Annotated in this window: 18 protein-coding genes; 11 read left to right on the forward strand and 7 right to left on the reverse strand. The window is 28.0% G+C overall.

Annotated features, from left to right (window positions below; translation table 11 throughout):
• The first annotated feature begins 23 nt into the window (after positions 1 to 23).
• Entirely contained in the window at positions 24 to 1451 is a 1428-nt protein-coding gene (locus LXN10_RS12605; protein WP_375723345.1) for a catalase, read from the forward strand.
• 1 nt (position 1452) lies between these two features.
• Positions 1453 to 1935 (forward strand): ankyrin repeat domain-containing protein, encoded by a 483-nt coding sequence (locus LXN10_RS12610; protein ID WP_375723346.1) that lies wholly within the window; start codon positions 1453 to 1455, stop codon positions 1933 to 1935.
• Between the two features lie 14 nt (positions 1936 to 1949).
• On the opposite strand, the gene ciaB is transcribed toward LXN10_RS12610, so the two are convergent.
• Entirely contained in the window at positions 1950 to 3827 is a 1878-nt protein-coding gene (ciaB, locus tag LXN10_RS12615) for an invasion protein CiaB (RefSeq protein WP_375723347.1), read from the reverse strand.
• Between the two features lie 113 nt (positions 3828 to 3940).
• Here ciaB and LXN10_RS12620 point away from each other — a divergent pair, with 113 nt between their 5' ends.
• Entirely contained in the window at positions 3941 to 5437 is a 1497-nt protein-coding gene (locus tag LXN10_RS12620; RefSeq protein ID WP_375723348.1) for a sensor domain-containing diguanylate cyclase, read from the forward strand.
• A gap of 116 nt (positions 5438 to 5553) precedes the next feature.
• Positions 5554 to 7467, forward strand: coding sequence for a molecular chaperone HtpG (gene htpG / locus LXN10_RS12625; RefSeq protein ID WP_375723349.1), 1914 nt, complete (start codon positions 5554 to 5556; stop codon positions 7465 to 7467).
• 121 nt (positions 7468 to 7588) lie between these two features.
• On the opposite strand, the gene LXN10_RS12630 is transcribed toward htpG, so the two are convergent.
• Positions 7589 to 7912, reverse strand: coding sequence for a hypothetical protein (locus LXN10_RS12630; protein ID WP_375723350.1), 324 nt, complete (start codon positions 7910 to 7912; stop codon positions 7589 to 7591).
• A gap of 163 nt (positions 7913 to 8075) precedes the next feature.
• Here LXN10_RS12630 and LXN10_RS12635 point away from each other — a divergent pair, with 163 nt between their 5' ends.
• From LXN10_RS12635 to LXN10_RS12645, 3 genes are all read left to right on the forward strand, one after another.
• On the forward strand, positions 8076 to 8819 hold the full coding sequence (locus LXN10_RS12635; RefSeq protein ID WP_375723351.1) for a TSUP family transporter: 744 nt from the start codon (positions 8076 to 8078) through the stop codon (positions 8817 to 8819).
• Position 8820: 1 nt separating this feature from the next.
• Positions 8821 to 9642 carry a LysR family transcriptional regulator gene (locus tag LXN10_RS12640; protein ID WP_375723352.1) on the forward strand — a complete coding sequence of 274 codons (822 nt, stop codon included), beginning with the start codon at positions 8821 to 8823 and terminating at the stop codon, positions 9640 to 9642.
• A gap of 65 nt (positions 9643 to 9707) precedes the next feature.
• Positions 9708 to 10187, forward strand: coding sequence for a GNAT family N-acetyltransferase (locus tag LXN10_RS12645; RefSeq protein ID WP_375723353.1), 480 nt, complete (start codon positions 9708 to 9710; stop codon positions 10185 to 10187).
• Between the two features lie 34 nt (positions 10188 to 10221).
• Here LXN10_RS12645 and LXN10_RS12650 read toward each other — a convergent pair whose 3' ends face one another.
• Genes LXN10_RS12650 through LXN10_RS12670 form a run of 5 tightly spaced genes read right to left on the reverse strand, consistent with a single transcriptional unit; the run spans position 10222 to position 15249 of the window.
• The gene (locus tag LXN10_RS12650; protein WP_375723354.1) at positions 10222 to 11097 is read right to left on the reverse strand and encodes a biotin/lipoyl-binding protein; all 876 of its coding nucleotides are present in this window, start codon (positions 11095 to 11097) and stop codon (positions 10222 to 10224) included.
• Positions 11098 to 11105: 8 nt separating this feature from the next.
• On the reverse strand, positions 11106 to 11306 hold the full coding sequence (locus LXN10_RS12655; RefSeq protein ID WP_375723355.1) for a DUF1656 domain-containing protein: 201 nt from the start codon (positions 11304 to 11306) through the stop codon (positions 11106 to 11108).
• Positions 11303 to 13402: an FUSC family protein gene (locus tag LXN10_RS12660; protein WP_375723356.1), complete on the reverse strand. Its 2100-nt coding sequence runs from the start codon at positions 13400 to 13402 to the stop codon at positions 11303 to 11305. The genes LXN10_RS12655 and LXN10_RS12660 overlap by 4 nt, the downstream gene beginning before the upstream one ends.
• On the reverse strand, positions 13383 to 14816 hold the full coding sequence (locus tag LXN10_RS12665) for a TolC family protein (RefSeq protein WP_375723357.1): 1434 nt from the start codon (positions 14814 to 14816) through the stop codon (positions 13383 to 13385). Before LXN10_RS12665 ends, LXN10_RS12660 begins: the two co-directional genes overlap by 20 nt.
• A 4-nt stretch (positions 14817 to 14820) precedes the next feature.
• Positions 14821 to 15249, reverse strand: a complete 429-nt coding sequence (locus tag LXN10_RS12670; protein ID WP_375723358.1) for a MarR family winged helix-turn-helix transcriptional regulator — start codon at positions 15247 to 15249, stop codon at positions 14821 to 14823.
• 204 nt (positions 15250 to 15453) lie between these two features.
• On the opposite strand from LXN10_RS12670, the gene LXN10_RS12675 reads away from it, so the two are divergent.
• The 4 genes from LXN10_RS12675 (at position 15454) to LXN10_RS12690 (ending at position 19531) form a co-directional block, all read left to right on the forward strand.
• A complete protein-coding gene (locus tag LXN10_RS12675; RefSeq protein ID WP_375723359.1) occupies positions 15454 to 16404 on the forward strand; it encodes a TAXI family TRAP transporter solute-binding subunit in 951 nt (316 codons plus the stop codon).
• Complete coding sequence (locus LXN10_RS12680) at positions 16404 to 18203, forward strand: TRAP transporter permease (protein ID WP_375723360.1); 1800 nt, start codon at positions 16404 to 16406, stop codon at positions 18201 to 18203. The genes LXN10_RS12675 and LXN10_RS12680 overlap by 1 nt, the downstream gene beginning before the upstream one ends.
• Before the next feature lie 107 nt (positions 18204 to 18310).
• Positions 18311 to 18880, forward strand: coding sequence for a hypothetical protein (locus LXN10_RS12685; protein WP_375723361.1), 570 nt, complete (start codon positions 18311 to 18313; stop codon positions 18878 to 18880).
• A 36-nt stretch (positions 18881 to 18916) separates the two neighbouring features.
• Positions 18917 to 19531, forward strand: coding sequence for a hypothetical protein (locus LXN10_RS12690; protein WP_375723362.1), 615 nt, complete (start codon positions 18917 to 18919; stop codon positions 19529 to 19531).
• Positions 19532 to 19554: the final 23 nt, after the last annotated feature.

Raw genomic sequence — 19554 nt, forward strand, 5'->3', positions numbered from 1 at the left:
CTTTAAAATAAAAAGGATAAAAAATGAAAAAAATTATGACTACAACGGCTGGAAATCCAATTTCGGACAATCAAAACTCAATGACAGCAGGTGAGAGAGGTCCTGTACTTATACAAGATTATCAATTAATAGAAAAACTTGCCCACCAAAATAGAGAAAGAATTCCAGAGAGGGTTGTTCATGCAAAAGGAAGCGGTGCTTTTGGTGAACTAGTTATTACAGAAGATATCTCAAAATATACAAAAGCAAAAGTTTTACAAAAGGGTGAAAAAACTAGATTATTACTTAGATTCTCAACAGTTGCTGGAGAAAAAGGTGCAGCAGATGCTGAAAGAGATGTAAGAGGTTTTGCTTTAAAGTTTTATACAAAAGAGGGGAATTGGGATTTAGTAGGAAATAATACTCCTGTATTTTTTATCCGTGATGCTTATAAATTCCCTGATTTTATTCACACTCAAAAAAGACATCCACAATCAAACTTGAGAAGTAACACAGCAGCTTGGGATTTTTGGTCACTTAGCCCTGAGAGCTTACACCAAGTTACAATTTTGATGTCAGATAGGGGATTGCCAAAATCATATAGACATGTAAATGGATATGGTTCTCATACTTATAGCTTAATCAATGCACAAGGTGAAAGATTTTGGGTGAAATTTCACTTTAAAACTAAACAAGGTATTGAAACAATTACAAACAGAGAAGCAGAAGCAATAGTAGCAAAAGATAGAGAATCAAATCAAAGAGATTTATTTGAAAATATAGAAAAAGAAAACTTCCCAAAATGGAGTTTTGAAATTCAAATTATGACAGATGAAGATGCAAAATATTGTTCATTTAATCCATTTGATTTAACTAAAGTTTGGCCACATAGTGATTATCCTATGATAAAAGTAGGAGAAATGACATTAAATGAAAATCCTAAAAACTATTTTAATGAGATAGAACAAGCATCATTTTCACCATCAAATATTGTTCCAGGTATTAGTTTTTCACCTGATAAGATGTTACAAGCTAGAATCTTCTCTTATCCAGATGCACATAGATACAGAGTAGGAACACATTATGAAATGTTGCCAGTAAACAGACCAATAGTGGATGTAAATACTTACCATGCAGATGGAAGTATGAATTATGAAGTAAAAGAAGCAACAGATGCATATTATGAACCAAATAGTTTTAATGGACCAGTTGAAGATAAATCATTTGCAGAACCAGCATTTAATGTAGGTGATAGTGCTGATAGATATGACCATAGAGTAGGAAATGATGACTTTACACAAGTAACGGCACTGTTTAATTTGATGAGTGATAATCAAAAAGAGCAATTATTTAGTAATATTGCAGAAGCTATGGATGGGGTTCCAAGTGAGATTATAAATAGACAACTTGCACTTTTTGAAAAAGTACATTCTGAGTATAGTGCAGGGGTTAAAAAAGCATTAGGAATCTAATATGGAAGTTTCTAGTGAAGAACAAAAAAGGTATGAAGAACTTCAAATTATGGCTTTAGAGTTTGCTAGACGCGGGCAAACTGAAGATTTAAAAGCTATGATTGATGTTGGCATGCCTGTAAATTTATGTGATCATAAAGGCAATAGTTTGATTATGTTAGCTTCATATAATGGAAATCTTGAAACAACTAGGATGTTAATTGATGTTGGTGCTAAAGTTGATAAAAAAAATGATAGAGGACAAACACCACTTGCAGGTGTTTGTTTTAAAGGGTACTTAAAAATTGCAAAAGAGTTAGTAAGTGCAGGTGCAAATATTTATGAAAATAATGGAATGGGGACAACACCTATTATGTTTGCTTCTATGTTTGGGAACTATGAGATTGTTAAGTATTTAAACTCTCAAAATAGTAGTTTCAAATCAAAAATTTACCTTACTATTTCAAAACTATTTTCTTTAGTAAAAGGGTTATTTAAAAAATAAGAGGATTTGACCTCTTATTTTATATAGTTGCTTTTTTTATCACTTGTATCTAACTCTTGTCCAATATCTTTATATCTTGCAAAATAGTATTTTACAAAGTCATTTATATTTTCATCTATTGGCATAAAGTATTTTCCATCTTTTTTAGCAAAGTTATTCAAAAATTGTGTTGCATCTTTTTTATCTAAATAGTGTTTTGCTAAGTCTGTATAAGTCTTGATATACCAAGTTTTTAATCTATCAAATTTTTCATCACTTAAATCAATACTTAGTTTTTCATTTTCCCAAGATAGAACTTGTGAATCAAACAGACCATTTAAGTGAATCAATCCTTCACAATAATATGGCTGTACTTCATCAACTTCCATCCATCCCATAAGCCCAACTGCTCTTTTAACACTATCAATTAAGACTTGTCTTTGAAGATGTTTCTCATCGCTATCAAGGTCAAGGAAAAATGAGATAAGTCCACCAGTTGTAGCTTTGAACTCTTCTATATTTTTAAAATTACCAGTTTTATTCATCACTGATTCTGTTTCATCATCGCACCATAAAATATGTCCATATTCATGTCCAATGGTTGTGATATCATAAACTTGATGCCAAGACGCTGTTTCATTAAATAAGAATTTTCTATCTTCATTTAAAAACTCATTTCCAAATATTTCAGCACTAAGTCTTAAAAATGGTTTTGCACGGCTTGTTTGTAAAATCTCATCTGCAAAGGCGAATATCTTTTTACCTTCTTCCCTTGATACGATTTCATCATTTGGTACAACTTGAGCTGAAAATAGTCCATTTAATTCTGCTCCAAAGAATATTGCTGGTCGACCAATATATAGTTGAACTTTATCAAGTGATTTTAGTGAGAAATCATAAGTTTTTTTATAAGCAGAGTTTTCTTCAAAGCTTGAAAAAATATTTGCAAAAGCTGATTTGATTTTATTTACTCTGTGGTCATTTTGTGCAAACTCTGGATTTGTAAATCTTATATCCCACTCTAAGGCAACTGCTTTTCTAAAGTGGTCTTCATAGTATTCAAGTGGATGTCCTATTTGAATAGGTGATTTTATTTTCATCCAAGCTCTATCTACATTTGCCCATTTTTCTACTAATGAGTTTTCTTTATCTTCTGAAAAGGCTAATATAAGTGATTGGATATATAAGATATAATCCCATTTGTGACCAAAAATATCATCTTCATGCTCTAGTAGATTTTCTTCAAAGTGTTCAAGGGCATTTATCACTTCTGTTGTTTGTTTTTTAAAAGCTTTAATATAAGCCTTATTCTCATATCCATCACCTTTTTTTACTAGTGCAGAATATGATCTATCAGCTGTTATTGAGTTATGTCCCAAATCAAATAATGAGTTACTTTCTAGATAATCAAAAACTTTTTCTTCGTTTCCATCAAATTTTGCTAATAACTCTTTATTTATACCATTGATAATATGTGCTGTCCAAGAACTTTGCCATGATGACATTTTGATTCCTACATCATATACACCTTGAAATATAGCTTGATAAAAAGGGGTTAAAAGATTGTTATCTTTTATAAAATCAATAGTTTTTTTATGTTTATTATGCCAAAACTCTTTTACAAAAAGGTATGCTTTTTCTTGCAACTCTATTACTTCTTTTTCATCAAGACCTAATTTTTTCAATACTTGTACAAGTGAGTCATCTCTTAGATTTACGAGTCTAGTCACAAGTGCATATCTTAGGTCATCACTCATTTTTAGATTTAAACTTTTTGCAAAATCATTTATAAGATTTAATTTATCATATTGTTTATCTTCTAAGGCTGATACTAATTTGTTTACTTCATTTTTTTGAGCATTTAAATATTCATAGATTTTTTTTGAATCTTTTAAAAATTGTTCTTTATTCATTATATATCCTTTTAAAAATAGAAGTTTATCATTTTATTGCTATTATTTTTATATACAATAAAAAGCTGTTATAATATAAAGTTAAAATTAATTATTTACATTTAGGATTTAATATGCAAAGGCACATTATATTAAGCTTTTCTATTACAATTATATTATTGATTCTTTTAGCTTATATATCAATTTATAAGATGCTAGAACTTTCAAATTTGTCTCAAAAACTTTATGAGCATCCTTTTGTTGTAACTAATGCAACCAAAGAAATCCAGTCAAATATTATATCAATACAAAAAGATATGCAAGATATACTTACCTCAAATTCAAATGATGAATTAAAAAATTCAATAGAAAATATAAAAGCAAAAGTAATAATAGTAAATAATCAGTTTGAAAAGATTTTTAAAAAGTATTTAGGAAATAAAAGTGATATTGAAAATAGTTTTCAAGCTTTTAAAAAATGGGAACCAATAAGAGATGAAATAATTTCATTAATAAAAAAGAAAAATTATGAAAGTGCTATAAATATAAATAAAACACTAGCTAAAGAACATATTAAAAACTTAAATACTCAAGTAAATATTTTAATTGAATTTGCACACAATAAGGCAGTACTTTTTTTTAATGACATACAAAAAAGCAAAAGTGAGGCTATCTTTTTTATTATTTCAACTGTTCTCTTAATCTTATTAATAATAGTTTCAATGTTTTGGTTTTTGATAGTTAATCTTAATGAAAAAGATAAAGAGAGAAAAAAATATTTACAAATGATTGACCAAAATATTTTTAGTGGAAAGTTAGATGAAAACTTAGACTTTATAAAAATAAGTGATGCACTTCTTCAGATATTAGGTTATTCAAGTAAAGATTTCACTTCCATTTCAAATAGAATATATGCTGATAATAAATCATTTGATAAAGAAAAAGTTTTGAATATATTAAATAGTGGTAATACTTGGGAAGGTGAAATAAAAGTTCAAATAAGTCATAAAAAAACAAAATGCTTTATTTCTAAAATAGTACCAATCTTTGATAATAATTATAATATTACTGGATATAACAATATTTTTAAAGATATCACTAGTGAAAAAAGAATTGAAGAGATTTCTAGACATGATTCTATGACTAATATTTATAATAGAAGATACTTTGATGAGATGTTTCCAAAACAAATAAATATCTCAAGTAGAAATAATCTATTATTGGTCTTTGCTATGATAGATATTGATAAGTTTAAAGACTATAATGATACATACGGACATCAAGAAGGCGATAATACTTTAATAAAAGTTGCAAAAGTTTTATCTCAAACTATGAAAAGATCTTCTGATTATGCCTTTCGTATTGGTGGTGAGGAGTTTGGATTATTGTTTAATACTAAAGATGAAAAAGATGCTTTAAAAATAGTTGAAAATATAAAGCAGAAAGTGGAAAATTTAAAAATAGAGCATAGTAAAAACAAAGCTTCAAAGTATGTAACTATTTCTATAGGTGTTAAAATTATAAATCCTGATTGTAAAGCAACAGTTGAAGAATTGTATGCATCTGCTGATAAAGCTCTTTATGAAGCAAAAGAAACTGGTAGAAATAATATAGTTTTCTTAGATAAATAAAACTAATATTAGCACTTATATGCTAAAAGTGCTAAATAAATTCAAAACTTTAGCTTCCTTTTATAAAGTTTTGATAAAATTTCTCTTACAAAAACTAAAAATTATAGGAGAAATTCATGGCGAAACATCAATTTCAAACAGAAGTTGGACAATTATTACATTTAATGACTCACTCTTTATATTCAAACAAAGAGATTTTTATAAGAGAACTAGTATCAAATGCAAGTGATGCAATTGATAAGTTAAATTACTTAAAATTAACAGATGATTCAATCAAAGCAGCACTTCCTGAGGATTGGGCTGGTGAGATTAATGTATCTTTTGACGAAGCTGATAAATCATTAACAATAGTTGATAATGGTATTGGTATGACTGATGAAGACTTAATCGCTTCTATTGGTACTATTGCAAAATCTGGAACAAAATCATTTATTGAAGCAATGACTGGTGATGCTAAAAAAGACTCAAACTTAATCGGTCAATTTGGTGTTGGTTTTTATTCTGTATTTATGGTAGCTTCTAAAGTAGATGTTATTACAAGAAAAGCAGGAGCCGAGACTGCTTATAAATGGTCAAGTGATGGTACAGGAGAGTTTGATTTAGGTCCTTGTACAAAAGAATCAGTTGGTACTGTTATTTATATCAAACTAAAAGATGAAGAAGCAGAAGAGTTTGCTAGCAAACATAGAATCGAGAATATTGTTAAAAAATATTCTGATCATATCGCGTATCCAATTTTCTTAAACTACTCAGAAGAAGTAACTGAAGAGTTAAGTGAAGAAGATAAAAAAGCTGGAAAAGAAGCTAAAAAAACTACTGAAAAAAGACATGAAAAAATAAATGCAGCAACTGCTCTTTGGATGCAACCAAAAGCTAAAATCAAAAAAGATGAGTACAATGATTTTTATAAATCAATTTCTCATGATTCAACAGATCCTATGCTTACAATGCACACAAGAGTTGAGGGTGTAAATGAGTATACAACACTATTTTATATCCCTTCAATCGCTCCTATGGATATGTATAGAGCTGATTATCAACCAGGTGTTAAACTTTATGTTAAAAGAGTATTTATCACAGATTCTGAGAAAGAATTATTACCAACTTACTTAAGATTTGTAAGAGGTATTATTGATAGTGAAGATTTACCATTAAATGTTTCAAGAGAAATCTTACAAGAAAATAGAGTAATGGCAAATATCAAACAAGGTTCAGTTAAAAAAATCTTAAGTGAAATCAAAAAATTATCTAAAGATGAAGAAAAATACGCTGAATTTGTAGCTCAATATAATAGAGCTTTAAAAGAGGGTGCTTACCAAGATTATACAAATAAAGAAGCTTTATTAGAACTACTTAGATACAAATCAACAAAAACTGAAGCTGGTAAAATGACTTCATTAGAAGCATATAAAGATAGATCTGATAGTGAACAAAAAGCTATTTATTATATTATTGGTGAAAACGAAAATGTTATGAAAAACTCACCATTATTAGAAGCTTATAAGAAAAATGATATTGAAGTTTTAATTTGTGATGATAAAGAGATTGATGAGATTATCACTCCTGCATTACAAGCTTATAAAGAGTGGGAATTTAAAGATATCACTTCTTGTGAAGCTCCAAAAGTAGAACAAAGTGAAGAAGCAAAAAAAGAAGTTGAAGAAAAGTTTGAATCAATCACTAAAAAAATCAAAGATATCTTAGGTGAAGCTGTTAAAGAAGTAAGAGTAACTAACAGATTAAGTGAATCACCATCTTGTGTTACAAAAGATGCAGGTGACGCACAAATGGCTCAAATGATGCAAATGATGAGAGCAATGGGACAAGCAATGCCAGAAGGCGCTCCAATCCTAGAAATCAATCCAGAGCATGACATAGTTAAAAAATTAAACGGTTGTGCTGATGATGCACTTATTGCAGATGTATCATGGGTACTATTAGACCAAGCGAAATTATCAGAAGGTATGGAAATTACTGATGCAGTTCAATTCGCACAAAGACTAAATAGAATCACAGCAAAAGCACTTTAATAAAAGAACTATTTGCACGCATCTTCTGCGTTGCAAATAGTTTTTCTTTCAATCACCTACTAATTGTAGGCTCAATCAAAAAAAACTATCTGCGCCTTGAATCTACATACAACTAGTTCTTTTATATAAAAAATTCTGTATAATATTTTTGATATAACTCTATTTCTTCAGGGTGACTTGAATTATCTATACTTAATACTTTAATTGTTTTCTTGTCTTTTTTTAATACTATATATGTATCTGCTGTTAAATGTTCAACTTCAGTGCATTCATATTCTTCTAAACTATTATTAATTTCATAATCATTTGAAACTTCTTTAAGTTTTCCTTTTTGAATAATTAATTTCTTTTTATCTGTAGGAATGTAACCTTTTTTTAATAACTGCTCTTTTTCTATTAATAAGTTTTGTACTTGATTATTAATCATTGTATAGTATATAAACATTTAGTACCTTTTTAGTTATATGTTTTTAATAATAAAAAATAACAACAGTGTATAATATAAATCATTTATAAATATTAAAACAAAATTTATCTTTTTTAGTTATAATTATTAGTAATGCATTTAGGTATTACTGATAATTATATGTAATATTAAAGGTAGTCATATGGACTTTGATTTTATTCTTGCTTTTGCTGTTATTCTTTTGATTTCTTCTGTTGTGCATGGTGGTATTGGTTTTGGCTTTGGGATGATTTGTACTCCCTTGGTTGCTTTATTTACTGATATTCAAACTACTATTATGTATATGCTTATTCCTACTATGCTTGTAAATATTGTTAGTATTATGAGTGAAGGGAAGTTTTTTGAGGCTTTGAGGAAGTTTTGGTTTATCATAACTCTTATGGTAATAGGTAGTTGCATTGGTACAGTTTTACTTATATTTGCCAACTCTGAGTATTTTAAACTTCTTTTGGCTTTGATTATTTTTGTTTATTTATTTCAATCATTGGTAAAAATTGAAGCAACTTTTGTGGCTAAGTATCCTAGGTCTTCAACTTATGGTTTAGGTATTTTTGGTGGTATTTTATCAGGTCTTACAAACATCGTAGCTCCTTTGATGATAATGTATAGTTTAGAGATGAAATATACAAAAAAAGATACTATTCAGTTATCAAATCTATGTTTTCTTTTTACAAAAATAGGGCAAATGGGTGTATTTTTATTTTATGGTGCTTTTACTTTAGAGACTTTTAAAATATCAATGTTGAGTTTGATTGTGGTGGCTTTAGGTCTATTTTTTGGTATAAAATTGAAAAAGAGAATCGATGCAAAATTTTATGCAAAGATATTAAAAGTTTTATTATTTATTATTGCTGCTATTTTAGTAGTTGAAACGGTTGGTCACTAATATGGATTCAAATTTATTAAAAGTATTTATTGCTGTTGCAAATACAAAGAGCATATCTTTGGGTGCAAAGGAGTTGAACTTTACTCAATCAAATGTAACATTAAGAATAAAACAGCTTGAAAAAGGTTTGGGTTATGAACTTTTTCATAGGACAAATAGGGGAGTTGTTTTAACCCTAGCTGGTGAAAAGCTTTATCCTTATGCTGTTGATATAGTAAAAAAAGTTGAAGAAGCTAGTTTAAAAATGAGAAATGTAGATTATCAAAAACTTCTAAAAGTAGGTTCGACTCAATCAAATACAACTATTAGACTTACAAAATTTATAGAAAAGTTAAATAAAGATTTTCCAGATATGAAACTGGACTTTGTAGTTGATAGTAGTTTAAACTTAATAGAACAACTGCTTAACTATAAACTTGATATAGCTTTTGTAAATGGAAATCCAAATCATAAAGATATAGAGGTTTTAAATATATTTAAAGAAGATATTGTATTAGTTGAGCCAAAGGATAAAACAGCAGAAAATACAATATTTGCATATAAAAATGGTTGTTTAAATCGTATTTTTTTAGAAGAGTATTTAAGTGATGAAAATGAAAATAGATATAAAAAAGTAAATTTAGAAAATTATGAGTTAATACTTGCTTGTGTAAAATCAGGTTATGGTGTAGCACTTTTTTCAAGGGAAATAATTGAAAAGTTTGGCTACCAAGATAAACTAAAAATCACAAAGATGGATTTTAACTTAGATACTTATCTTATTTGTAGAAAGGATTTTATTCCTATGATAGAAAAGTATTTAAGAGATATGAAACTAATCTGATAGGGCTTTATTTAGATAAGATTAAGTCTATCATGTTATATTCTCATTTTTAAAAAAGGATACAAATGTCAATAACTATAAGAGATGCTGTTGCATCTGATGCACAAACTATATTAGATTTTATAATTGAACTTGCAGTTTATGAAAAAGCAGAACATGAAGTAAAAACAAATGTTGAGGAGACAAGAGAAGCTATTTTTGGAGAAAACTCTACAGTAAAAGCTTTGATTTGTGAAGAAAATGGTTTAGCTATTGGTTGTGCTGTTTATTTTTACAATTACTCAACTTGGCTTGGGAAATATGGTATTTATCTTGAAGATTTATATGTATCTCAAAGTAAAAGAGGAAATGGGGCTGGAAAATTTATGCTTAAATATCTTGCACAAAAAGCTTTAGGTGAAAACTGCGGACGATTTGAATGGTCTTGTTTACATTGGAATACTCCCACAAGAGAGTTTTATGAAAATATTGGTGCCATCGCTCAAACTGAATGGGTAGGGTATAGACTTGAAGGTAATTCTTTAATTAATTTTGCCAATAGTTAAGATTTGATGCCATAATTTTATGGCATCAATTTTATTATTTTTTACTTTTTAATTCTATAGTAAAAGTCGTACCTGCTCTTAGTGTATATTCTTTTGGTACTTCATCAATTGCTATTCTTACAGGTATTCTTTGTGCTAGTCTAACCCAGGTAAATGATGGATTTACATTTGCTAATAATCCTTTTCCTATGTTATTATCTCTATCTGTGATACCTGTTGCTATACTTTGAACATGTCCTTTTATTGTAAAATCAGTTCCAAGTGGATTCATGATTGCTTCATCACCTATATTTATTTTTGTAAGTTTATGCTCTTCAAAATAACCATAAACCCAAAAGCTATTTTCATTTAACATAGAGATATGACTTTCCCCTTGTTTTATAAAGTCACCTTTTTTTAGAAGTAAGTTATTTATCCAACCACTTGTAGGAGCATAAACTGTAGCTCTTTGTAAATCAAGTTTGATAATTTCTAGTTTTGAAAGTGCCTCGTTTAATTCCTCTTTTGCCATGAGTAAATTATATTTTGCATCATCTTTTACATCTTTTGGAATAATACTGTCATCACCTTTTATTCTTTTATCATATTCTGCTTTTTTCTTAAGATATTGTGCTTTTTTTATTTGAACAATTGATTGTGCTCTTTGTAAGTTTGCTTCAAATCTTTTTTTATCTATTTCAAATAGTTTGTCATCTTTTTTTACATATTGATTATCTTTTACATATACTTTTGAAATCATCCCTGATACATCAGGTGCTATTAGTGTAATGTCTGCTCTTACTCTTCCATCTCTTGTCCATGGAGAATCAACATAGTTCTGCCATAGTTTCATTCCTAAAACAATGGCTATAGTAACTACGCTAAATGTTATAATATATCTTAAAAGTTGTACGATTTTATTTTTTTGCATATAAATCCTTATTTATAAATTAGTAATGAGAAACTTGTGAAAATGCACACGAATAGTGCTGTTCTAAATAATCCTGGATGCCAGACAAACTCATAAACCCCTAAGTTTGCTAAAACTTTATTTAGTAATACTTGGATTAATCCAGCAAATAAAAATATTACTATTAGTGCTGGAATTTGAATACCTAAAAACGATACTATGAGGTTCATAAAGTCTCTCCTTTTATTGGTAAAAACTCTTTATTTTTCATAAGTGAATATATAATTGAAAAGTCCAAATATATATCTTTTAGAAGTTTTTGATCATTGGCTGATCTTAAGTGAACTTGTTCAAACTTATTTATTAATTCTTTTATTTCTTTCATTTGTTCTTCTTTGTCATTTTTATCTTTTAAATCAAAAAACTTTCTAATCAAGCTAAGTATTCTACTTATCTCTGATGGTTTTGATTTTGTAAAAAGTGTTGCATTTCTTCTTATATTAATAATTGCTTTTCCAATTTCAAGTATTGAAAGAACCCATCTTAATATTTTATTATTTGATTTGTTATCAAGTCTTCCTAGTGCTGAGTATCTTTGTATTAAATCAAAACTTGCACTTTCAAGTCTTACTCTTTGAAGGGCAAGTTTATCTTTAGTTGTTATCTCAATTTGTTTTGATAAGGCCTTTTTTACCCTTGATTCAATCCAAATATTTGATGTAAAATTAATAAGTATGAAACTAAGCCCTGAAAATAACAGTCCAATAACTGTAGCTATGTTCATATCCATAAATGTGTCAAAACTTACATTATATTGTGTGTGAATAGAACAAGTTGTAATAAATATAAGTAAAAACCCAAATCCAATCAAGTTTTTTCCTGGCAGTATCATAAAAAGTGAAATTCCAGCTAAAACAGGAGTTAAAAACAAACATAAAGTAAATAAATCACTTACATACATGGGAATGATATAAAAGTTATATATGGGAGTTATAATAAAACCTACAGCTGCACCTTTTAAGAAGTTTTTAGTAGCTCCCACTGGATTTGGAGCAGTACTTAGAAGTAGGGTATTAGCAACTGCTGGCAGTACGGCTAAAGAACCATATTCCCATCCTGAAATCATCCAAATACACATGACAACTATTAAAGTGATTGATGCTCTTATAATCATCAATGAAATAAGCACATTATCACTATAAGTAGAAAATTTCAAATTTTCAGCAAATTTTTCTAGTCTTTTTATTTTGTCGCTGTTTGTTGTAAAATTATAGTAAGTATTACAATAATCATAAATCTCACTTTCTAATCTAAGAAAAAGTGAGGTGATACTGTTAAAATCATGTATCAAATCAAAATCATCTAAAGCAAGACTCTTTTTTTCATCTTCAATTCTTATTTTTGTAATATCTTTTACTATTTTTATTTCATTTATTAAAGCTGATAAATTATTACTATTTGAATAGTTTGATAAACACTTTTCAAAATCAGCATAAATTTTCTTAAGTGAGTTAATAAATTCACTATTATCTTTATTATTATTTATTGTATTTCTAAGTGAAAAAAATGTGGTATTTATATGCATAAATTGAGAATTTAATCTCTTATAATATAACTTATCAGTTTTTTTCATATTGGTTTCAAAAGAGCTATTTACTCTTAAAGCGTCAGAACCTAAGATATCTCTTGTATAGTTTATACTTCCTTTTTCAAAGTCAAATAAGTTTTCACTATTGCTAAAGGAACTAATCAAAAGATTAAATTTACTTTTTTCACCTTTTAAAAGTGTATTTGATAGTTTTTGAGGGAAAAGTATTTCACTTATAAAACTTGCACATAAAAGACCAATTACCACTTCTGATAATCTATCTATTCCATATGTAAAGACATTTAGAGGATTTTCAATCGTAGGCATTGCAACTAAAGCAATTGTATATCCTGTTAGTACAAAACCATAAGACATGAAGTTTCTTGACATAAAACTAATTACTGAACAAAGTCCAACCCATAGGGCAAAAAATAGAGTAAATGATACTCTATCTTGAGCAAAAGCTCCAACTAGAATTATTGCCATTATTGTACCAATTACAGTTCCTACAAATCTATAATAACTTTTTGAAAATACAAGTCCACTAAAGGGTTGCATTACAATAAATACAGTAAATACTGAAGTTTGTGGCATAGCCAAATTAAAATACATACAAATACATAAAGCTAGAAGCCCAGCAGTTGTTGATTTTATTATATATTTAAAGATTGGTAAGTCTTTATTTATCCATTCATCTATGGCTAAAGATATATTTTGTTTACTCTCTATCAAGTACATCTTTTGCCTTGTTTTTATAACCACCACCTAAAGCTTCAATCAAATCAATATGAAGTTGAAACTTCTTATCTTGTAGCGCAATATCTCTTATTTTTTCTTCTTCTACATCTATGTTTTTATTTATATAATCAATTTTATTTTTTATACCTAATTCATAAACTCTTTTTTCAATATTTTTATTTTTATTTTTACTTGAAATAACTATTTTCTCTGATTTTTGTTGAGAGTTATTTAGTTCTATTTTTTTTAGTGTTGTAACTATATTATTTACAGCTTTTATTATTGTTTCATTGTATGCGTAAACTTGAGCATTGTAATCATTTACTTTTGTATTTAGATTTGATTCTCTTTTTTTTGCATCAAATATTGGTAAGGAAAAGGCAAGACCAGCTTCTGGGTCAAAGGAAGATTTTGTAAGTAGTTGGGAAAATGGAAATGATGTAAAATGCATCAAACCATTTAAACTAATATTTGGATAAAACTGTGACTTTGCATTTTCTATATACTGTTCTTTACTTGCTAAAAGATATTTTTGAACAGCTACTTGTGGTAAATGAGAAACTACATTTAAATGGATGTCTAGAGGTATAGTTATTTTATATTTGTTTGAAATAGAAGGATTTTTTAACTCACTTATTTGTGAGGGTAAAAGTCCTGCAATAATTGCAATAGAGTTTTTTATATTTTCGATTTCTTCGTTTACATTTAAAATATCTTGGTTGATTTTTTCGATTAAGTAGTTGCTCTCATTTACTTTTTCTTTATTTGATAATCCCATATTATACAAATCATTTAAAATATGATGTTTTTCATAAACCAATTTTTTTAAAGTCGAAAGTCTTTTTATTTTTTCAATTTTAAAATTCCAAGAGATATAAAGTTTACTAATAGAAGTAGAGATTGTCAATTGTTTTACTTTTATCAAAGCATCTTGTGCCAAGGCTTCATTTCTTGAAGCTTTGATTAATGAAGCTCTTTTATTCCAAAAGTCAAAATCATATTGTAAATTTAGCCCTGTTTGATAAAGGTTATAATAGTTTCCACCTAATGGTTCTGGAAAAATATAATTTTCACTAAATCTTTGTCTAGTAGCTTGTGATTCAAAGTTTACATTTGGTAAATTTGAAGATTTTTTTGCTTTGATTATATTGTTTGCTTTTTGGTATTTTGCTTCTAATTGTTTTAAACTAGGAGCATCTTTTATTGCATTTTCTATTAAGATATTTAGTTGTTTATCATTAAAATCTTTCCACCAAGAATTTTTTAGTTCTATATCATTACTTGAAAATTCATTTAAATCTTTAATTAACTCATCATCTATTTTTGTATCTTTTATTGTATTTGATGTTGTTACTTTAGGAACACATCCTGAAAATAGAATAGTTAATGAAATTACACATAGTATTATTTTCATATTTTTATGACTTCAAATTTGAGTGTATGGTTTTTAATGTTTCAATTAATAGCTCTTTTGTTTGAGTATCTATATTAATCAAAGCTTCTTCTTCAACTTTTTTACTTGCATCTTTTAAAATTTGTTCTAGTTTTTTACCCTCTTTAGTTATACAAACTAAATATGCTCTTCTATCATTTTTTTTGGCTTTTCTTTCTACCATTCCTTTTTTTTCAAGTTTATCTATTAGAAGAGTTAAGCTTGATTGTTTAAAGTAAGTATCTTTTGCTAACTCCCTTTGAGTTAAATTGTCTTTTTCACAAAGTCTTCTTATAATAATACTCTCAGATGGGGAAATACCATATTCCTGCAAGTCTTTTTCTAAACGATTTTTTAGTAAATTTCGTATATTGGCTACTAATACACCAAATGCATTATCTATTTCAAACGACATATTTATTCCTTAAAATTAGTGGGGATTTAAATGTTATTGTATTAATAGTTAATATGTTAACTATTAATTAGTTAATGGAATAATATTCTAATTAACTTAAAAGGGTATAAAATTTTTTACCTAGTTTAATCAAATTCCCAATCTATAGGGCTAAATTTAATTTTAAATTGTTATAATTTTTGAATTTTAATATTTGGAGTAAACATGAAATTATCAAAAATCTTATCAATAGCTACAATATGTGCTATTGCGCTAAGTGCAAATGCATCTGAGCGAATAACTTTAAAAGCTGCAAAATCTACATCATCTTATTATCAAATGGCAGTACAAATTGGTGAAGATGTTAGTAAATCTTCAAATAAAGATTTGAGTGTAACAATTGAAGAGAGTCAAGGTTCTGTTCAAAATGTAAAAGAAGTAAAAAAAAGAAAAGGGAACTATGTTTTTACAACACCTCCTGCTTTAATCGGATTAGCAAAAAACAAAAAAGCGATGTTTAAAAATGATAATCCAGAAGATTATGCAAAAATAAGATCACTTTTTCCTATTCCTTATTTAACTATGCACATGGTTGTAAGAGCTGATTCTGGCATTAAAACCTATGCGGATTTAAAAGGAAAATCTTTACTTATTGGTAAAGGAAGTTTTGGAGCTAAAGAGGCTAAAAAATATATTGAACTTTTTGGTTTGAAAGATGATGTTAAACTAATTGGTGCTGAATTATCAGGTGCAGTAACTGCGCTTAAAAATGGGCAAATTGATGGTTTCGCAACTTCAGGTTCTTATCCTGCACCAAATGTAATAGAAGCAAGTGCTAGTGATAAAATAAGACTTTTAAGTATGAGTGATGAACAAATCGCAAAAACTAAAAGAGATAAAATCATAATCCCTGCTGGAACATATACAGGAGTTGATGAAGATGTTGCAACTACTACTCTTCCTGTTGGAGTTTATACAACTACAAATATGAGTGAAGAGACTGCTTATAAACTTACAAAAGCATTTTGGGAATCAAAACCACAGTTAGAAAAACAAAATATTTGGTGGAAAGCAATTACTTTTAAAAACCTGAATATGTTTAAAACAAAACTACATAAAGGTGCATTAAAATATTATATGGAAGTTAATGCCACTATTCCTCAAAGCCTAAAATAATGGTTCAAAAGAAGAGTCGGTCACTGTCAATAAAATTTTTGGCAGTGACTTTTTTAGCTTTTATTACGGTTGGATTTCATATTTACTTAATCTTTACTGGACTTATGCCAAATTTAGTTAGTCGTCCTTTACACTTAGCTTTAGTTTTACCTTGGATTTTTCTTTTATCACAAGATGAAGATAGTTCAAAACTGATTAAATATGGTGGATATATATTATTAGTATGTGGTCTGTTTTCTTCTTTATATATAGTTTTTAACTATAGTAATTTAGAAGACCAATATGGCTCACTAGAAGGTTCTTTACAATACTTTGTTGCTTTATCTTTACTTTTAAGTGTTTTGGAAATGGCAAGACGAGCTATAAAACTAGCACTTCCCTTGACTGCAACTATTGCCTTAGCTTATGGACTTTGGGGTCATTATATTCCTGGAAACTTTGGACACCAAGAGATACCAATGGATAGCTTCTTTGGTACATTAGTTATAGCAGAAGGTGGTATTTTTGGAGGATTGACAGGTGTTTCTGTAAATGTCGTAGCAGTATTTGTAATACTAGGAGCATTTGTAGGAATAGGTGAGGGTGGTAATGCCTTTATGTCTTTATCTACAAAAATTGCAGGAAGATTAAGAGGTGGGGCTGCAAAAGTATCTGTTTTGGCTTCTGCTTTTTTTGGCTCAATTTCTGGTTCTGCTTCTGCAAATGTTGCATCAACTGGAGCTTTTACAATTCCTACAATGAAGAAGTTAAAGTACCCTGCAAGTTTAGCAGGTGCTACTGAAGCAGTTGCTAGTACTGGTGGACAAATTATGCCACCACTTATGGGAGCAGGAGCTTTTATAATGGCAGAACTTTTAGGAGTGCCATATGCTAAAATTATGGCAACTGCTATTTTCCCTGCTATTTTATTTTTTGTAACAGTTTGGATAGGTATTGATGTCTTTGCCAAAAAATATAATCTTCTTGCTATGGATAAGGAAGATATTCCTAAATTAAACTTGGTTTTAAAACTGGCACCATTTTTTCTTATACCTTTTGGAATTTTACTTTATGCTTTGATAATAGTAGGAAAAACACCACAGTATTCAGCAGCCCTTGCAATATTTGCTTCTATTTTACTTTTACTTGTAAATAGGGATTGGAAAATATCATTTAAAGAGTTTATAGAAAAATTTGTAGATGGTTGTATTACTGCTTCTAGACAAATAGCTTCTATTGCTTCTGTTATCATTTGTGCAGGTATTGTAATTGGAGTTTTAAATATCACAGGTATTGGGGTTAAAATAACTTCTGCTATTTTATATTTGTCAAATGGACAACTTTTTGTAGCCTTACTTTTAACAGCTGTTGCTTGTTTGATTTTAGGTATGGAAGTTCCAACAACTGCTGCATATATTATTTGTGTATCAATTGCAGGTCCTACTTTACAAGAATATGGACTATCAGCTATTCAAGCACATCTATTTGTATTTTGGTTTGCTTTACTTTCAACTATTACTCCACCTGTTTGTGGTACCGTTTTTATAGCCTCTGGAATTGCCCAAGCAAATTGGGTAGAAGTAGCTGGTAAATCTATGAAGTTAGGTATTGGATTATATATTGTACCTTTGGCTTTTGTTGTAAATCCATTTTTGATAGAACCAGATACTAACTTTTTATATGCATTTTTATCTTTTATAAAAATTGCAGTTGGATTAGGACTTTTATCAAATGCTTTAGTTAATGATAAACAAAAAACAGTTTTAAGAGTAGGTCTTGTACTTTTAGGATTAATAATTATCTTTTATCCCTTTCAATAAGCTATAATACTGTAGCTTATTGGAAAACTTCAATAAAGTACTTCAAAGTACTTGCATAAAATAAGTTTTTTTCTTATAATAAAGTAATTTAATAATAAGTAGCCACTATGAACTTTTTTAAAAAAATTTTAAACTCATTGAATCAAATGTCAAATCCCGTGTTTAGCTTCGATGCAAATAAATCAGAGCTATCTTTTATTTTACCAAATGATGAAAAATTTGATTTTACATTGGAAAATTATGAAGTAAAAACAAGACATGATCCTTATGTCTTAGAAGCATATACTTTCAATAGTAATGATTTATTTTTTGAATATATCCATTTGGATTCAAATTGCTCGTGGAATGGTCTTGCAAGAGGTTATTTTGAGAATTTGTTAAAAGACTCTATAAAAGAGGATTTAGAGTTACAAGAGAGATTTGAATTTAAACATTATGAGTTCTCTACTTATAAAACAGTTACAAAAGGTTTTGTCCATCTAATATATATTTGGGAAGTAAATAAAGAAGTATTTATGATAGATAAAAAAGGAATACTTTATAATGAGTTTATAAAATTACTAAAAAGTGATTATGAATATAAATATAGTGGAAGAGAAATTTTTGATTTATATCATGAAATAAGTTTAGTAAAGCATAACTCTTTAAATCATTACTTTAATGGAAGTAGTGATTAAAATATAGTATAATAAAAGAAAAACAAAGGATAAACTATGTTTTTCAAATCACTTATTTTCTCATTAATTGCTATATTTTTTACTTCTTGTGCTTCAAGTAGTTTTTATTATGATAAAAAAGATAGCTCGGCAAATATAAACTTATTAAATGTAAATAAAAAAATAGCCCTTACAAATCCAAAGATAGAACATACATTTTCACAATGTACAATTAATTCATATACTTTAAAAGATGATAATAAAAAATATGGAAATCTATTTTTAGAAAATATCGAATTAAGTAATGACTGCCATTGGAATGGTTCCGTAACTGGATTTTTTACATATGAATTAAAAACAAGAATGAAATTTAAAAGTTTTGAGTTAGTAGATAGATTTTCAAAAGATTATTATGAAATATCAACATACAAAGTTAACAATGAAAAATATGTAAGTATTATCGATATGTATACTGTAAATAGTGATGTTTTAATTATAGATAATAATGGGAAATTATCACAAGAGATAATTAAAACTTTAGATCCAGAGTTTAACTTTAAGTATGTAAATGCTCCAAGAACTGATATAAACTACAACTATAGCTTAGTTAAATTTAATATGTTTAACGGATATTTTACAAAAGAATCTGAAAGAAGAATAAGGGGTAATTAAATAACGGTGAAAAACACCGTTAT

It is taken from the genome of Arcobacter iocasae (genome assembly GCF_042214795.1).
Lineage (GTDB): Bacteria > Campylobacterota > Campylobacteria > Campylobacterales > Arcobacteraceae > Arcobacter > Arcobacter iocasae.

Bases quoted from the DNA above. Each gene is read 5' to 3' on its own strand.
- LXN10_RS12605 (WP_375723345.1), top strand. From the start codon at position 24: ATGAAAAAAATTATGACTACAACGGCTGGAAATCCAATTTCGGACAAT.
- LXN10_RS12610 (WP_375723346.1), top strand. From the start codon at position 1,453: ATGGAAGTTTCTAGTGAAGAACAAAAAAGGTATGAAGAACTTCAAATT.
- ciaB (WP_375723347.1), bottom strand. From the start codon at position 3,827: ATGAATAAAGAACAATTTTTAAAAGATTCAAAAAAAATCTATGAATAT.
- LXN10_RS12620 (WP_375723348.1), top strand. From the start codon at position 3,941: ATGCAAAGGCACATTATATTAAGCTTTTCTATTACAATTATATTATTG.
- htpG (WP_375723349.1), top strand. From the start codon at position 5,554: ATGGCGAAACATCAATTTCAAACAGAAGTTGGACAATTATTACATTTA.
- LXN10_RS12630 (WP_375723350.1), bottom strand. From the start codon at position 7,912: ATGTTTATATACTATACAATGATTAATAATCAAGTACAAAACTTATTA.
- LXN10_RS12635 (WP_375723351.1), top strand. From the start codon at position 8,076: ATGGACTTTGATTTTATTCTTGCTTTTGCTGTTATTCTTTTGATTTCT.
- LXN10_RS12640 (WP_375723352.1), top strand. From the start codon at position 8,821: ATGGATTCAAATTTATTAAAAGTATTTATTGCTGTTGCAAATACAAAG.
- LXN10_RS12645 (WP_375723353.1), top strand. From the start codon at position 9,708: ATGTCAATAACTATAAGAGATGCTGTTGCATCTGATGCACAAACTATA.
- LXN10_RS12650 (WP_375723354.1), bottom strand. From the start codon at position 11,097: ATGCAAAAAAATAAAATCGTACAACTTTTAAGATATATTATAACATTT.
- LXN10_RS12655 (WP_375723355.1), bottom strand. From the start codon at position 11,306: ATGAACCTCATAGTATCGTTTTTAGGTATTCAAATTCCAGCACTAATA.
- LXN10_RS12660 (WP_375723356.1), bottom strand. From the start codon at position 13,402: ATGTACTTGATAGAGAGTAAACAAAATATATCTTTAGCCATAGATGAA.
- LXN10_RS12665 (WP_375723357.1), bottom strand. From the start codon at position 14,816: ATGAAAATAATACTATGTGTAATTTCATTAACTATTCTATTTTCAGGA.
- LXN10_RS12670 (WP_375723358.1), bottom strand. From the start codon at position 15,249: ATGTCGTTTGAAATAGATAATGCATTTGGTGTATTAGTAGCCAATATA.
- LXN10_RS12675 (WP_375723359.1), top strand. From the start codon at position 15,454: ATGAAATTATCAAAAATCTTATCAATAGCTACAATATGTGCTATTGCG.
- LXN10_RS12680 (WP_375723360.1), top strand. From the start codon at position 16,404: ATGGTTCAAAAGAAGAGTCGGTCACTGTCAATAAAATTTTTGGCAGTG.
- LXN10_RS12685 (WP_375723361.1), top strand. From the start codon at position 18,311: ATGAACTTTTTTAAAAAAATTTTAAACTCATTGAATCAAATGTCAAAT.
- LXN10_RS12690 (WP_375723362.1), top strand. From the start codon at position 18,917: ATGTTTTTCAAATCACTTATTTTCTCATTAATTGCTATATTTTTTACT.